The sequence below is a fragment of the Microbacterium sp. 1.5R genome, from assembly GCF_001889265.1.
Classification (GTDB): Bacteria; Actinomycetota; Actinomycetes; order Actinomycetales; family Microbacteriaceae; genus Microbacterium.
In genome coordinates, this window is the sequence record NZ_CP018151.1 from 889071 (window position 1) to 904690 (window position 15620).

Consider the following 15620-nt stretch of genomic DNA (forward strand, 5'->3'; position numbering starts at 1 on the left):
AGGACGGCCACGCACGGTGGGATACATAGATGTTGCGGGGGTCTCGCTGACCCTTCCCGACGGCAGACCGCTGTTGGACGAGACGAGCTTTCGCGTCGGAGCCGGGTCGACGAGCGCCCTCATCGGGCCCAACGGGGCCGGTAAGACGACGCTGCTCCGCATCATCCGAGGCGACCAGCCCTCCGATGACGGCGTCGTGACGATCGACGGCGGCCTCGGCGTGATGGACCAGTTCGTCGGCCACGGCGAGTCCGGTCAGACCGTTCACGAGCTGCTGGTGCGGGTCGCACCCCATCGCATCCGGCAGGCGGCGCAGGCTCTCGAGGCTGCGGAGGACGCGCTGATCGAGCGCGATGAGCACGACACGCAGATGGCGTATGCGACGGCGATCGCGGAGTACGCGGATGCCGGCGGCTACGAGCACGAGACGGTCTGGGACCAGTGCACGGTCGCCGCGTTGGGAGTGCCCTTCGAGCGTGCCCGCTTCCGCGATCTCACGACGCTGTCGGGCGGCGAGCAGAAGCGACTCGCTCTGGAGGCGCTGCTGCGCGGACCCGACGAGGTGCTGCTGCTCGACGAGCCGGACAACTATCTGGACGTTCCCACCAAGCGCTGGCTCGAGGAGCAGCTCCGGCAGACGCCGAAGACCGTGCTGCTGGTATCGCACGACCGGGAGCTGCTGGCCCGCGCGGTCGATCGGCTGATCACCCTCGAGCCCGGCGGCGCTGGGGCCTCGGCGTGGGTGCACGGCGGCGGATTCGCGACCTACCACCAGGCGCGCAGCGACCGCATGGACAGACTCGACGAGCTGCGCCGCCGGTGGGACGAGCAGCACGAGAAGCTGCGGACCCTCGTCGCGAACCTCAAGGTGAAGGCGTCGGCGAACGACGGATTCGCGTCGCGGTACCAGGCGGCGCAGACGCGACTGCGCAAATTCGAGGAGGCCGGACCGCCGGAGGAGCGACCCCCGGCTCAGGACTTCGACATGAGGCTGCGAGGGTCACGCACGGGAAAGCGCGCGGTGGTCGCACACGGGCTCGAGCTCTGCGGGCTGATGAGGCCGTTCGACGCCGAGGTCTGGTACGGCGATCGGGTCGCCGTGCTCGGGTCGAACGGATCGGGGAAGTCGCACTTCCTTCGCCTCCTCGCACGCGGGGGCAGCGATCCGGACCCGACGCTGGGTCACGTGACGTCCACCGGGGAGCAGCTCGCGACGGTCGATCACCGTGGGCAGGCCGTGCTGGGAGCGCGCGTCGTGCCGGGGCTGTTCGCGCAGACGCATGCGCATCCCGAGTTCGTCGGCCGAACGCTGCTCGAGATCCTCCACAGGGGAGACGAACGACGGGCCGGCATGCCGCGGGATGCCGCGAGCTCGGCGCTCGACCGGTACGGACTCGTGCGGCAGGCGCAGCAGACCTTCGAATCGCTGTCGGGCGGCCAGCAGGCCCGGTTCCAGGTGCTGCTGCTCGAGCTCTCCGGTGCGACGCTGCTGCTGCTCGACGAGCCGACGGACAACCTGGACATCGAGTCGGCCGAGGCGCTCGAAGACGCTCTGCGTCGTTTCGAGGGGACCGTGCTCGCGGTCACGCATGATCGCTGGTTCGCCCGCTCGTTCGACCGGTTCCTCGTGTTCGGCTCCGACGGCGAGGTGTACGAAGCCGATGCCCCCGTGTGGGACGAGCGCCGCGTGGTGCGAGCCCGCTGAGTTCAGCGCAGTCGGAACGGCTCCGCCGCGAGAGCGGAGGGATCGAGGGCCAGATCGGCGAGGGTCGCGCCCACGCCAGGGGCGAACTTGAAGCCGTGGCCGGAGAAGCCGGCGCCGACGACGATCCGCCCCGATCGGTCGAGCACGAAGGCGCTGTCATCGGTCGAGGTGTAGGTGCAGCTGATCGGCTCCGCGGATGCCGGGTCGAGGCCCGGCATCCACTCGCCCACATAGTCGGCGAGAGCCTGCGCGTGCGTCACCGCGTGCGGGCGGGCATCCGGGTCGACGACGTCGCCCACGCGATGGAACCCGACCTTGACGCCCTCGCCGGGCGTCGGCATCCCGTAGACCGTCGCCGGGTAGCGGCCGGGATCGACGTAGTGATTGAACGAGGGCCATACCGAGTCGGCGGCGGGGCGGAAGTGCGCGGGGAACTCCTCGGTGACCTCCAGGCGCGGCAGCGGGATGCCGGGAAGCATCCGCTCGGTCCAGGCGCCGGCCGCGACGACGACGACGTCTGCCCGCACGCGGGCGTCAGGCAGCACGATGTCGACGCCCTCGTCGGTCTCGTCGATCCGCGTGACGGGGGTCTCCCAGCGCACCTCGCCTCCCGCGGCGACGATCCGTCGCTCGAACTCGCCCAGCGCGGCGGATGCGCGGGCGACGCCCGCGTCGCGGGAGAAGAGCACATCGTCGCCGAAGCGCATGCCCGACCATCGCGACGATGCCTCGTGCGCCGTCAGCATCTCGGCGTGGATGCCGCGCTCGGTCAGCCGCCGTTCGATCGCGGCGACGTCGACATCTCCGTGGGTGACCAGGCCGTGCAGACGCAGCAGCGGCTCGCCGCCCACCTGCCCGAGGGCGTCCCATCCGGCGCGTGCGCGGACGAGCAGGTCGAGATAGTGCTCCTCGTCGTAGGCGTTGTTGAAGTTGCGCGTGGCGCCGTGCGAGGCGCCCTGGTGGTGGCCACGGGCGAAGCGCTCGAAGACGACGGGCTTCATCCCCCGTCGGGTGAGCTCCCACGCGGTCGCAAGGCCCATCACGCCGCCACCGACGACGGCGACCTCTACCGAATCCGACATATTGCCTCCCGACCTCGCTCTCAGTCTCCCAGCCGTCGGTGTCATCGCGTACGCCCGGTAGTCTGGGGTGGTGACCATGGAGATCGAGCTCGGCCGAGGCAAGCGTGCGCGTCGCGCGTACACGTTCGACGACATCGCGGTGGTGCCCTCGCGGCGCACCCGCAACCCGGAGGACGTGTCGACCGCCTGGACGATCGACGCCTTCGGCTTCGGGATCCCGGTGCTCGGCGCACCGATGGACTCCGTCGTGAGCCCTCAGACGGCGATCATGCTCGGGCAGCTCGGCGGACTCGGCGTCCTCGACCTCGAAGGACTGTGGACCCGTTACGAGAACCCCGAGCCCCTTCTTGCGGAGATCGCATCCCTCGGCGAGGGAGAGGCGACGGCGCGCATGCAGCAGCTCTACTCCGAGCCGATCAAGCCCGCGCTCATCACGCAGCGTCTCGCCGAGATCCGTGAAGCCGGAGTGACCGTCGCCGGATCGCTGACACCGCAGCGCACGCAGGAGTTCTACGACACGGTCGCCGCCGCAGGGGTCGACCTGTTCGTCATCCGCGGCACCACCGTGTCGGCCGAGCACGTCTCGAGCGTCGACGAGCCACTGAATCTCAAGAAGTTCATCTACGACCTCGACGTGCCCGTCATCGTCGGAGGCGCAGCCACCTACACCGCGGCCCTGCATCTGATGCGCACGGGTGCGGCCGGTGTCCTCGTCGGGTTCGGCGGGGGAGCGGCGTCGACCACGCGCGCGACCCTCGGCATCCACGCTCCGATGGCCACGGCCGTATCGGACGTGGCCGCGGCCCGCCGTGACTACCTCGACGAGTCCGGCGGACGCTACGTGCACGTCATCGCAGACGGTGGGGTCGGCACGTCCGGTGACATCGTCAAGGCACTCGCGATGGGTGCCGACGCGGTCATGCTCGGCGTCGCCCTCGCACGCGCCACCGATGCACCGGGTCGCGGCTTCCACTGGGGTCCCGAGGCGCATCACCCCAAGCTCCCGCGCGGTCGTCGCGTCGAGGTCGGCGGCATCGGCACGCTCGAGGAGATCCTCTACGGTCCGGCGCCCGTCGTCGACGGCACGGCGAACCTCATCGGTGCGCTGCGCAAGTCGATGGCCACCACCGGATACTCCGACCTCAAGGAATTCCAGCGGGTCGAGGTCGTCCTCGCACCGTACGAGGCCTGAGGCCCGCACCACGCCGTGACTTCTGCTGCTCTGTTCCCCCCGACTCTCCGCGAGGTCATGCTCCGGGGACGCTGGATCGGGATGCTCGTGCTGTGCCTCGTGGTGGCCGGCGTGTTCGCGTGGCTGGGGCAGTGGCAGCTCGAGCGCGCGATCGAGACCGATCCGCCGCCCGCAGGAGCGACCGAGCAGGTGCGACCGCTGACCGATGTGGTCGAGCCGGGTGCGTACCTCCCCGAGCCGCTGGTCGGGCAGAAGGTCGAGACGTCGGGGACCTGGATCCGCGATGACTTCCTCATCGTGTCGAGCCGGTTCAACGACGGCGTCGAGGGCTACTGGGTGACCGGTCAGCTGCGGGTCGCGGAGCGCACGTCGATCGCGGTCGCGATCGGCTGGACCGCCGACCGTGCCGTCGCCGAGGCGGCCGTCGAGAAGCTCGACGAGAGTGCAGAGGACGTATCCCTCGTCGGTCGGGTGATCTCGGACGAGGGGCCCTCGGTGCCGCCGAAGGACGATCCCCAGCGCATGGACCGGATGTCGACCGCTGCGCTGCTCAGCCACTGGCACGACGTCGACGAGCTCGACGTGTATCGGCCGTACCTCGCCTCGATCACGGCGACGGCAGGTCTCACGGACATCTCCTCGCCAGCACCCGAGGAGCAGTCGCCGGTGAACTGGCTCAACATCTTCTATGCCGCGGAGTGGGCGATCTTCGCCGGGTTCGCCTTCTACCTCTGGTATCGACTCGCCAAGGACGCCTGGGAGCGCGAGGTCGAGGAGTTCGAGGACGCAGCGACCGCCGCCGGCGACTCCGTCTGATTCCGCCTGACCCGACCCGCATCCGCGCGGCGCATCGCGCGCATGTGAGCGGTTCGCGGTCCGATATTCCACCTTCGTCAGGGTCGGGTCCGGACGTTCGGTGAGGGCTTGGTTACCAATCGGAAAACTCCGTTGAGGTTGTCGGAGGGCCTCCGTATGCTCGCTCACATGTGCGTCGGCTGAGAGCCCGCACCGCCCGGTTTCACGAGAGCCGTCGCCAGAACACACCCGAGGAGACAACACAGATGATGTCCGCTCCCGACGCCGCGAACCATCAGGTTCCCGGGTCAGACCGCAGAAGTCGGGGGCGTCTCGGCGTTCTCGCCGCCACCTGCGTCGCCGCACTGGGCGCCAGCGCCCTGATCGCCGCGCCAGCCTCCGCAGACGTCTCGGGAACGGGGGTGGTGATCAACGAGGCCTACCTCTCCGGGGGCAGTGCCGGGGCGGCGTTCACCAACAAGTTCGTCGAGCTCTACAACCCCACGGCGGCACCCGTCACCCTCGACGGGCTCTCGCTGCAGTATCGATCCGCGACAGGAACGGGCGGTTCGAACGGCGTCGCGCCGCTGACCGGCGTCATCCCCGCCGGCGGCCACTATCTCGTGCAGGCGGGCAGCAACGGAGCCAACGGCGCAGCACTGCCGACGGCCGACGTCGTCAGCACCCTCAACCCGAGCGGAACGAACGGCACTCTCGCGCTGGTCGAGGGCACCGCGGCGGTCACACTGACCCCCGGCTCGGTCACGGGTGTCGACGGCGTCATCGACGTGCTCGGCTACGGCACCTCGAACACATTCGAGACTGCCGCCGCGACTCCTCCCACGGGCAACACCGACGTCAAATCGCTCAACCGCACGGGCGGCAAGGACACCGACGACAACAAGGCGGACTTCAGCCTGTCGGCCACCATCACGCCGCAGAATGCGGGCACGGTTCCCGACCCCGACCCCGATCCTGAGCCTGAGCCCGAGCCGACCGACGTGTCGATCGCCGACGTCCAGGGAACGACCGACGTCTCGCCGCTGAACGGCCAGACGGTCACGGTCGAGGGCATCGTCACCGCCGACTATCGGACCGGCGGCTACAAGGGCATCGTGATCCAGACCGAGGGCTCCGGCGGCGCGGTCGACGCGACCCCCGGCGCATCGGACGGCGTCTTCGTCTTCCTCAACGCGCTCGCTCCCACGCTCGCGATCGGCGATCGCGTCTCGGTCACCGGCTCGGTCAGCGAGTACTTCGGCCAGACGCAGATCAACCCGGCAGCGCTGACCGGCATCTCGGTCCTGCAGGCAGGGGTGGGCGTTCCCGAGGTCACCCCGCTTCCCGATGCCGCCGTCGGCGGCGACCGTGAGCAGTACGAGAACATGTACGTGGCCCCGGCGGGCACCTATCGCCTGGCTTCCAGCCACCAGCTCTTCAACTTCGGAACCCTCTGGCTGAACGCCGGGGCGGATCTCAACGTCAAGAGCACGGAGCTCGTGCGCCCGGGAGCCGAAGCGGCGGCGATCACCGCGGCGAACCGCGCCAACCGGATCCTGCTCGACGACGGGTGGTCGATCCAGGTCTCGAACAGCGGGCACCCCAACGACCAGCCGTACTTCACGAAGGACCTCGTCGTCCGCAACGGCGACACGGTCGACTTCAGCGAGAACGGGTATGTGCTCCAGTACGGCTTCGACGACTGGCGTCTTCAGCCGGTCGTGCCGATCGACAGCACGTCGTCCGCCAACCTGAAGGTCGGCTTCCAGCCCACGAACCCTCGCACGGACACCGCCCCGACGGTCGGCGGCGACGTGCAGGTGGCGTCGTTCAACGTCTTCAACTACTTCACCACGCTGAAGAGCGAGAACTCGAACGCACGAGGCGCGGCGAATGCTGCCCAGTTCGAGATCCAGAAGTCGAAGATCGTCGCGGCGATCAACGGCCTCGACGCCGAGATCGTGTCGCTGATGGAGATCGAGAACTCGATCAAGCTCGGCGGCTCGCTCGACGAGGCGCTGGCCGATCTGGTCGACGGGCTCAACGACGCACTCGGCAGCGTGGAGTGGGACTACGTCCGCACTCCCGATGAGCTGAACGACTCGGCGACGACCGACTTCATCACGAGCGCGATCATCTACAAGAAGGACGCGGTCGAGACGGTCGGCGACAGCCTGACCGTGACGGACGAGAGCGTCTGGGGCAACGCCCGCGAGCCGATCGCGCAGGCGTTCGACATCGACGGACGCGTCGTCACGGTGGTGGCGAACCACTTCAAGTCGAAGTCGGCACCCGAGGGCGGCGGCGCCGAGCCGGCAGACGGCCAGGGCTTCTTCAACGCCGACCGCGTGAAGCAGGCGAACTCGCTCAAGACCTTCACCACCGAGATCGAGGAGACAACAGGCAGCAGCGACATCCTGCTGATCGGTGACTTCAACGCCTACGCGAAGGAGGACCCGATCGAGGTCTTCACGAGCGAGGGGTGGAGCGACGTCGCACGCGAGAAGGCTCCGGAACAGCACACGTACACGTTCGACGGCGAGCTCGGCTCGCTCGACCACGTGCTCGCGTCGCCGTCGCTCGCCGCATCCATCACGGGCGCGGGTGTGTGGAGCATCAACTCTCCGGAGTGGAGCGACCGCGGCTACGCGTTCGGCGCCACCGAGGCGGGAACACCGTTCCGCTCCAGCGACCACGACCCGATCATCGTCGGCGTCTCCTCCGAGGTCCCGCCGGTGAGCATCGACGTCGTCACCATGAACGACTTCCACGGTCGCATCGAGGCCGACGGCGCTGCCGCAGGCGCGGCGGTCGTCGCCGGAGCCGTGCAGCAGTTCCGTTCCGAGAACCCGAACACGATCTTCGCCGGTGTCGGCGATCTGATCGGCGCATCGACGTTCACCTCCTTCATCAACGATGACAACCCGACGATCGACGCGCTCAACGCCGCCGGCCTCGACGTCAGTGCCGCGGGCAACCACGAGTTCGACCAGGGCTGGGAGGACCTGCGCGACCGCGTGCAGGACCGCGCGGACTGGGAGTACATCTCGTCGAACGTGTTCGTCACCGAGACGGGCGAGCCCGCGCTCGCACCGGCCTGGGTGAAGGAGCTCGACGGCGTGCGCGTCGGCTTCGTCGGCGCCGTCACCGAAGACCTCGACTCGCTCGTGTCGCCTGAGGGCATCGCGGATCTCGAGGTGCGCAGCATCGTCGATTCGGTGAACGCCGTGGCCGACGACCTGCGTGACGGAGACGCGTCCAACGGCGAAGCGGATGTCGTCATCCTTCTCGTTCACGAGGGAGCATCGAGCGTCGAGCTGTCGAGCATCACGCCGGATTCGCCCCTGGGCGAGATCGTCTACGGCGTGGACGATGACGTGAACGCGATCGTCTCGGCACACACGCACCTCGCCTACAACCACGTGATCGACGGGCGTCCGGTCATCTCGGCCGGGCAGTACGGCGAGAACCTCGGACTGATGAACATCCAGGTCGACCCGAAGACGAAGGACCTGATCTCGATCACCAACGAGATCAAGCCCCTCACCTCGGCAGGGAAGGCGCTCTACCCGGCCGTCCCGGAGGTCGCCGACATCGTCGCGAAGGCGAAGGCTGAGGCCGACGTGCTCGGCGCGGTCAAGGTCGGAGACATCACCGCCGACTTCAACCGCGCTCGTCAGACGAACGGCTCGGAGAACCGCGGTGGGGAGTCCACCATCGGCAACTTCGTCGCCGACGTGCAGAAGTGGTCCACCGGTGCGGACATCGCGCTGATGAACCCGGGAGGCATCCGCGCCAACCTGACGTACGCCTCGTCGAACGCCAACGACCCGAACGGCAATGTCACCTACCGCGAGGCGGCCACGGTGCAGCCGTTCGCCAACACGCTGGTGACCCTGTCGCTGAGCGGCGTGCAGCTCAAGGGCGTGCTCGAAGAGCAGTGGCAGCCGGCAGGCTCGGCCCGTCCGTTCCTGAAGCTCGGCGTATCGGAGGGTCTCGTCTACACCTACGATCCGGCCGCGGCTCAGGGATCGAGGATCACGTCGATCACGCTCAACGGCACGCCGATCGACCCTGCGGCGAACTACACGGTCGCAGCGAACTCGTTCCTCGCCGGGGGTGGAGACAACTTCTTCACCTTCAAGGAGGGCTCGAGCAAGCGTGACACCGGCAAGATCGACCTGCAGTCGATGGTCGACTGGTTCGATGCGAACAAGACGGCGACCCCCGACCTCGCGCAGCGCGCGGTGGGAGTCTCGGTCAGTGCACCGGATGCCGACGGCTACAGCGCCGGCGACCAGGTGACGGTCGCTCTCTCGTCGCTGGCGTTCAGTGCGGGGGAGCAGGCGCCCGGCGAGGTGACCCTGTCGCTCGGCGGCACCCAGCTCGCCGCGAGCGCCGTCGATCCCACGATCGTCGACACGACCGATGAGGCAGGGCGCGCGTCGCTCGGCTTCACGGTTCCGGCGGGTGTCTTCGGTGAGCAGCTGCTCACCGTCGCCGTCGCCGGTACCGGGACCACCGTGCAGGTGCCGTTCTCGATCGCGGGGGAGGAGCCGGTCGAGTTCGCAGGATCGATCGACCTCGGCTCGTCGAAGGTGGCAGCGGGCAAGAAGCTCACGATCACCGGCGAGGGCTACCGGCCGGGTGAGACGGTGACCGTGCAGCTGCGACCGAAGGCCCTCGACGTCGGCACCGTTCAGGTCACCGCCGACGGCACGTTCTCGACCACCGTCACGGTGCCGAAGAGCACGCAGCCGGGCAAGTACACGGTCGCGGTCGCTCAGGCCGACGGCGATGAGGCGACGGCCACCGTCACCGTCAACCGCGCGGGCGGCATCATCGGCGGCATCATCGACTGGCTGTGGGATCTCATCTCCGGCTGGTTCTGACCTCGACAGGCGGCACGCCCGCCTGACACGCACGAAGGCCGTCGGGAGTGATCCCGGCGGCCTTCGTCGTTCCCGTGGTTCGTCAGGGTGCCGCGTTGCAGAGCGGAGGAGGGATGTCATGGTGCTGGCGTGGGGGCAGCAGTCGAGGTCGATTTCGACCAGATGCAGACCATGATCGATGTCCTGCTCGGGTCGCTTTCCGATCTGCGGGCCGAGGGTGCCGCTCTCGACAGCGCTTCGCCGCTGATGCTCGCAGGTTGGGACGGCGAAGCCGCAGACGCCTACGAGAGTCGGCACGCCCAGTGGCAAGCGGACCATGCCTACAGTCTCGACGCATGACTCCCTCAGACGACCTGACCGCCCGCATCGACGCTCTCACCGGACGAGGCGACTCGGAGTCTCGCGCATTCGTGCTCTCGGGGGTTCTCTCGTCCACCGCCCTGCCCTCGTGGCCCCAGCCCTCGTTCGCCTCATGAGCGGCGGCGGACCCGTTGCACCGGGCCGGTACGACGTCCATCGACGCACCCAGAGGTGGTGGGACGGTCGCCAATGGACGGAGAACGTCATCCATCACGGGCGACCGATCACGGCCACGGCACTTCGCACAGCGACGACCAGGATGCAGTGGACGTGGGTCGGAGTCGGCGTGGTCGCCTGGGCGGCGTTCCTGGTCTTCGCGTTCGCCTTCGGTCCGAGCGCGGCGTTCGCGCTCGCCCTGCTGCCGGTCGCCGGCACGCCGGCGATCGTCGCCGCCGCGATCACCGGGTCGCGCCTGATCGTGGCTGTTCCCCCCACCCCCGGTGGCCCGGTCGCCTCCCGATGACGAGAGCGGTCAGGCTGAGGGGCTGATGACCTCGACCTCTGCCTGCGCGAGAGCGGCGGCGAAGGCCGGCGCCGGGGACGAATCCGTCACCAGGTAGTCGGCTCGGTCGAGCGTGGTGACCTGAGCGAACAGTCGTCGGCCGAACTTCGACGAGTCGGCAAGGATCGCGGTGCGCTCGGCCCGCTGGATCATCTCGGCCATCATGTTCGCGTCCCCCATGTTCGACGTCGAGAACCCGGCCTCGTCGATGGCGCCCACGGCGATCAGTGCCAGATCGCAGCGGATGTCCACTTCCGGGCCGCCCGGGGTCATCATGAACGCGACGGGTCCGGTGGTGGCCTGGGTGATCGCCCGCACGGCCCCGCCGAACACGTAGAGGTCGCGGAAGGCGGAGGGCGAGATCTCCGCGGGGATCCGCAGGTTGTTCGTGGCGATCGTCAGGTCGCGATGGTTGCGAAGCGCCCGAGCGAGAGCCAGCGTCGTCGTTCCGGCGTTGAGCATCACGACCGCTCCGTCGTCGATGAGTCCCGCCGCGAGACGCGCAATCGTCTCCTTCTCCTCCGTCTGCAGCCGGAGACGGACGTCGAGCGCCCGGTCCTTGAGCTGCCCCTCGGCGCTGACCGCTCCGCCGTGGGTGCGGATGACGACGCCCTCTCGGTCGAGCTGATCGAGGTCCCGACGGATCGTGTCGATCGAGACGTGGAAGTGCTCTGCGAGACCTCCGACGGTCACTTCGCCGACCTGTTCGACGTAGGCGGCGAGGTCGGCTTTGCGGCCGGCGGGGAGTCGACGCTTGGGCGACGGAGTTGCTTCCATGCAGACATCTCTAGCACAGGTGCGCAGATAAACCGGCAGACTTCGGCAGAGATCGGCATCCGACGTATCCACGCGACCAACTTGGTTTTCGCCGTGACAATGCGGGTACAGTCGTGAAATCTGTAGTTACAAGTCGAAATAGAGGCAGAGAATGCTTGACGATCTCGCAAACTACGGCATAACATTGCTCAAAACCGCATGAACAAGCATTGAAGCGCGAATGCGGCACGATCTCGAAGAGGAGAAGTGATGATCACAGTGGGGCGAGGGCGACGCATTCTGAAGCTCGCCGGCGCAGCGACAGCAGCCGTGACAGTCCTGGCCGTGGCAGGGTGCGCGGCAGGCGACAGCGGAACCGATGGAGGGGATGGCGGAGACGTCACCATCGAGTTCGCCCAGTGGTGGGAGCCCGAGCTCCCCGACGGTGAGTTCCGGGCGCTCATCGACGAATTCGAGGACGCCAACCCGGGCGTCACGGTCAAGCTCGTGAGCGGACCGTACGCATCGACCAAGGAGCAGCTGTTCGCGGGAGCGGCCTCCGGCACCATGCCGGACGTCGTCGGCCTCGACGGCGCGTGGGTCAACGACTTCGCCTCTCAGGGAGTGATCGCAGACCTCACCGCACTCATGGAGGAGTACGACTACGACGACAGCGAGCTGGCGAGCCAGATCCAGGTCGACGACAGCACATACATGATCCCGGTGGTGAACTTCGTCTACCCGATGTTCACCAACGACACGCTGCTGGCAGATGCGGGCGTCACCGCCCCGCCGGCCACGCGCACGGAGTTCGCCGACGCGGCATCGAAAGTCTCGGCGCTCGGCGGCGACGTGTCGGGCTGGGTGCTCCCGCTCTCCCTCGAAGCGCCGAACGGCGTGCAGAACGACGTCATGTCGTGGGTGTGGGCCTCCGGAGGCTCGATGCTCGAAGACGGGCAGCCCGATCTGACGAACGACGACGTGACGTCGGCGGTCGACTTCATCGGCGGCATGTGGGATGACGGCTCGATCGCCTCCGGTTCCTTCACGATGAAGGAGCAGGACAAGGTCGAGGAGTTCACCAACGGTCGTGTCGGCATGATGATCGACTCGCTCGCGCACATCAACCTGATCCGCGAGACGAACCCCGATCTGAAGTTCTCGATCTCGGCGCTGCCGGCCGAGGACGGATACGACGGCGAGCGCGGCATCCCCTACGCATCCTGGGGCATCGGCGTCGCCGAGAACTCGGAGCACAAGGAGGCGGCATTCAAGCTGGTCGAGTTCCTCATGAGCGAGCAGACCAACTCGGAGCTCTCGACGATGGCGAACGCGTTCCCCGGCAACTCGAAGTCGGTCCCCGGGTTCGTCGAGGACGATGAGCTGTTCAAGACGGCGTTCGAGATCTACCAGGCGGGCTACCCGGCGAACGAGTTCACCGGGCTCCCCGTGGCGGAGGAGCTGATGCGTCAGCTCGGCGAGCAGCTGCAGTCGGCCTTCGACGGTCAGCAGTCGATCGACGACGCGCTCAAGAAGGCGCAGGACGCGTGGGTCGCGGAGTTCTGATCTCCCACGACCCGCATTGAACGGGGTGCCGCATCGCTCCCGATGCGATGCGGCACCCGACCAACCAAGGAGCCACGCTTCCCATGAGCCTGAGAACGTCCGACGACACCGAGGTGATCGTCACCGGAGTCGCGCTGTCGCGTCGCCGACGGCAGCTGCGCAAGACGACCGAGTCGTACGCCTTCCTCTCGCCGACCATCATCCTGCTGTTCGTGCTGATGATCGTGCCGATCGTCATGGTGATCGGCTATTCGTTCCAGGACAACGTGATCCTGAACAAGTCGCCCGAGTTCGTCGGCATCGGCAACTACGTCGAGATCCTGTCGGATCCGCGCTTCTGGAAGGCGACGGGCAACACCATCCTCTTCACGGTGACGAGCGTGGTGGCGCACCTGGTGCTCGGTCTCGCCTTCGCGATGATGCTCAACAGCCCGCTGCTCGGTCGGTTCTCACGGTCCTTCTTCCGGGCCCTGTACGTGCTGCCGTGGCTGTTCACGGTCGCCGTGATCGCCGTGCTGTGGCGGATGCTGCTGGCCCCGAACGGTGTGGTGAACTTCCTGCTCAACACCGACATCGAATGGCTCGCATCGCCGCAGCTCGCGCTCGGCACCATCATCTTCATCAACATCTGGGCGGGATACCCCTTCTTCATGGTGAGCCTGCTGGCCGGCCTCCAGGGCATCCCGAATGAGCTGAACGAGGCTGCCACCGTCGATGGCGCGGGTGCCGTGCAGCGCTTCTGGAACGTCACCATCCCGCAGCTGCGTCCCATCATCGTCAGCCTCGTGCTGCTCGACCTGATCTGGACGTCGCAGCAGTTCGCGCTCATCTGGATGACCACGGGTGGCGGACCGATCGACGTGACCGAGGTGCTCAGCACCTTCACCTACAAGCTCGCCTTCGCGAAGTACGACTTCTCGCTCGCGGCGACCTCCGCCGTGCTGGTCCTGCTCATGTCGATGGTGCTCGCCGTCTTCTACGTCCGTCACCAGAAAGCGAGGGACTGACCATGGCTCTCACCGTGCAGAACCAGCGCCGCGTCGCCAAGACCGGGGTCATGATCGGCCTCATCCTCGGAGCAGTGTTCGCCGCAGGGCCCGTGCTGTGGATGCTGTCGAGCTCGTTCAAGTCGAACACGCAGATCTTCGAACTGCCTCCTCGTCTGGTCACCGACACGTTCTCGTTCGACGCCTACATCGCGATCTTCACGAACCCCGAGACGATGCGGTTCTTCTTCAACAGCTACGTCGTCGCGGGCTCCGTCACGATCCTCACCCTCCTCGTCGCGATCCAGGCGGCGTACGCGTTCAGCCGGTTCGACTTCCGGGGCAAGCGCATCCTCAACGTCGTCATCGTCAGCGTGCAGGCCGTGCCACCCATCACCCTGCTGATCCCGTACTTCGGTCTGATGGTGGCGCTCGGGCTGTACAACTCGTACCTCGGGCTGATCCTCACCTACATGGTGTTCACGCTGCCCTACGCGATCATCATGATGACCGGCTACTTCAACACCCTCCCCAAGGAGCTCGACGAGGCCGTCCGCGTCGACGGCGCCGGATCCATGACCGCCCTGTGGCGCATCCTCGTGCCGATCTCGATCCCCGGGATCGTGTCCGTCGGCATCTACACGTTCATGATCGCGTGGAACGAGTACCTCTTCGCTCTCACCCTCACCCGCACGATCGACATGCGCACGGTGCCCATCGGCATCCAGCTGCTCATGGGGCAGCACTCGTACGAGTGGAACCAGATCATGGCGATGAGCGTGCTCGGCTCGATCCCGGTCCTCATCCTCTTCCTCATCTTCCAGCGGTACTTCATCAGCGGTCTCACGGCGGGGTCCGTGAAGAGCTGACGTCGTCCCGACGGATCCACGACCACCACGAAACAGGAGAAATCACGTGCTCTACACCGGCAAATCCATCCTCGATGTCGCCAATGCCAACAACTTCGCCATCCCGGCGTTCAACATCAGCGACTGGGCGATGTTCAACGGAATCATGGACATCAGCGAGGAGAAGGCCGCTCCGGTCATCATCGCGATCCACCCCGACGAGGTGTCGCACATCACCACCGACCTCATCCCCGCGATGCACGCCCGCGCCCACCGGTCGAGCGTGCCCGTCGCGATCCACTGGGACCACGGCGGAAGCTACGAGGAGATCATCTCGGCCATCAAGGCCGGCTTCACCTCGGTCATGATCGACGCATCGCTGCTGCCGTTCGACGAGAACGTCGCGCTCACGCGCAAGGTGGTCGACGCGGCGCATGCCGTCGGCATCCAGGTCGAGGGCGAACTCGGCACGATCGGCGCCAACGACAGCTACGGCGAGTCGGGAGCGGCCGAGATCATCTACACGAACCCGGAAGACGCGGTGCGCTTCGTCGAGGAGACCGGCGTCGACAGTCTCGCCATCGCGATCGGCACGTCGCACGGCCTGTACCCGAGCGACAAGAACCCCGAGCTGCGTCACGACCTGCTCGAGCAGATCAAGGCCGCGGTCGGCATCCCGCTCGTTCTGCACGGCGGATCCTCGAACCCGGATGCGGAACTCCGCCGCGCCGTCGAGCTGGGTGTGAACAAGATCAACATCTCGAGCGACATCAAGGTCTCGTACCACAACCGCATGCGCGAGATCCTCGGCACCGATCAGCGTCTGCGCGAGCCGAACGCGATCCAGCCGGCGGCGCTCGAGGCGATGAAAGCCACCGCTGCTGAGAAGATCGAGCTGTTCGGTGCGGACGGCAAGGCGTCGCTGTACTGAATCCC

Annotated in this window: 13 protein-coding genes; 11 read left to right on the forward strand and 2 right to left on the reverse strand. The window is 67.2% G+C overall.

Features of this window, described 5'->3' with window-relative positions:
• Positions 1-16 precede the first annotated feature (16 nt).
• Positions 17-1705, forward strand: a complete 1689-nt coding sequence (locus tag BMW26_RS04190) for an ABC-F family ATP-binding cassette domain-containing protein (protein ID WP_072590854.1) — start codon at positions 17-19, stop codon at positions 1703-1705.
• 2 nt (positions 1706-1707) lie between these two features.
• On the opposite strand, the gene BMW26_RS04195 is transcribed toward BMW26_RS04190, so the two are convergent.
• Positions 1708-2787, reverse strand: coding sequence for an FAD-dependent oxidoreductase (locus BMW26_RS04195; protein ID WP_072590855.1), 1080 nt, complete (start codon positions 2785-2787; stop codon positions 1708-1710).
• 76 nt (positions 2788-2863) lie between these two features.
• Here BMW26_RS04195 and BMW26_RS04200 point away from each other — a divergent pair, with 76 nt between their 5' ends.
• The 6 genes from BMW26_RS04200 to BMW26_RS17580 all read left to right on the forward strand — a co-directional run bounded on the left by BMW26_RS04200 (position 2864) and on the right by BMW26_RS17580 (position 10489).
• On the forward strand, positions 2864-3979 hold the full coding sequence (locus BMW26_RS04200; RefSeq protein ID WP_053098967.1) for a GuaB3 family IMP dehydrogenase-related protein: 1116 nt from the start codon (positions 2864-2866) through the stop codon (positions 3977-3979).
• A gap of 57 nt (positions 3980-4036) precedes the next feature.
• Positions 4037-4795, forward strand: a complete 759-nt coding sequence (locus BMW26_RS04205) for an SURF1 family protein (RefSeq protein ID WP_082298004.1) — start codon at positions 4037-4039, stop codon at positions 4793-4795.
• A 245-nt stretch (positions 4796-5040) separates the two neighbouring features.
• The gene (locus BMW26_RS04210; protein WP_072590856.1) at positions 5041-9666 is read left to right on the forward strand and encodes an ExeM/NucH family extracellular endonuclease; all 4626 of its coding nucleotides are present in this window, start codon (positions 5041-5043) and stop codon (positions 9664-9666) included.
• Positions 9667-9795: 129 nt separating this feature from the next.
• Positions 9796-10005: a WXG100 family type VII secretion target gene (locus BMW26_RS04215; protein ID WP_072590857.1), complete on the forward strand. Its 210-nt coding sequence runs from the start codon at positions 9796-9798 to the stop codon at positions 10003-10005.
• Complete coding sequence (locus tag BMW26_RS17735) at positions 10002-10142, forward strand: hypothetical protein (protein ID WP_198032383.1); 141 nt, start codon at positions 10002-10004, stop codon at positions 10140-10142. The genes BMW26_RS04215 and BMW26_RS17735 overlap by 4 nt, the downstream gene beginning before the upstream one ends.
• The gene (locus BMW26_RS17580) at positions 10139-10489 is read left to right on the forward strand and encodes a DUF2510 domain-containing protein (protein WP_072590858.1); all 351 of its coding nucleotides are present in this window, start codon (positions 10139-10141) and stop codon (positions 10487-10489) included. The genes BMW26_RS17735 and BMW26_RS17580 overlap by 4 nt, the downstream gene beginning before the upstream one ends.
• 9 nt (positions 10490-10498) lie before the next feature.
• On the opposite strand, the gene BMW26_RS04225 is transcribed toward BMW26_RS17580, so the two are convergent.
• Positions 10499-11305 (reverse strand): DeoR/GlpR family DNA-binding transcription regulator, encoded by an 807-nt coding sequence (locus BMW26_RS04225; RefSeq protein ID WP_053098975.1) that lies wholly within the window; start codon positions 11303-11305, stop codon positions 10499-10501.
• 249 nt (positions 11306-11554) lie between these two features.
• On the opposite strand from BMW26_RS04225, the gene BMW26_RS04230 reads away from it, so the two are divergent.
• From BMW26_RS04230 to BMW26_RS04245, 4 genes are all read left to right on the forward strand, one after another.
• Positions 11555-12850 (forward strand): ABC transporter substrate-binding protein, encoded by a 1296-nt coding sequence (locus BMW26_RS04230; protein ID WP_056277298.1) that lies wholly within the window; start codon positions 11555-11557, stop codon positions 12848-12850.
• An 83-nt stretch (positions 12851-12933) separates the two neighbouring features.
• Positions 12934-13857, forward strand: a complete 924-nt coding sequence (locus tag BMW26_RS04235) for a carbohydrate ABC transporter permease (protein WP_053098977.1) — start codon at positions 12934-12936, stop codon at positions 13855-13857.
• Positions 13858-13859: 2 nt separating this feature from the next.
• Positions 13860-14705 carry a carbohydrate ABC transporter permease gene (locus BMW26_RS04240; RefSeq protein ID WP_053098978.1) on the forward strand — a complete coding sequence of 282 codons (846 nt, stop codon included), beginning with the start codon at positions 13860-13862 and terminating at the stop codon, positions 14703-14705.
• A 46-nt stretch (positions 14706-14751) separates the two neighbouring features.
• Positions 14752-15615, forward strand: coding sequence for a ketose-bisphosphate aldolase (locus BMW26_RS04245; RefSeq protein WP_053098979.1), 864 nt, complete (start codon positions 14752-14754; stop codon positions 15613-15615).
• Positions 15616-15620 lie beyond the last annotated feature (5 nt).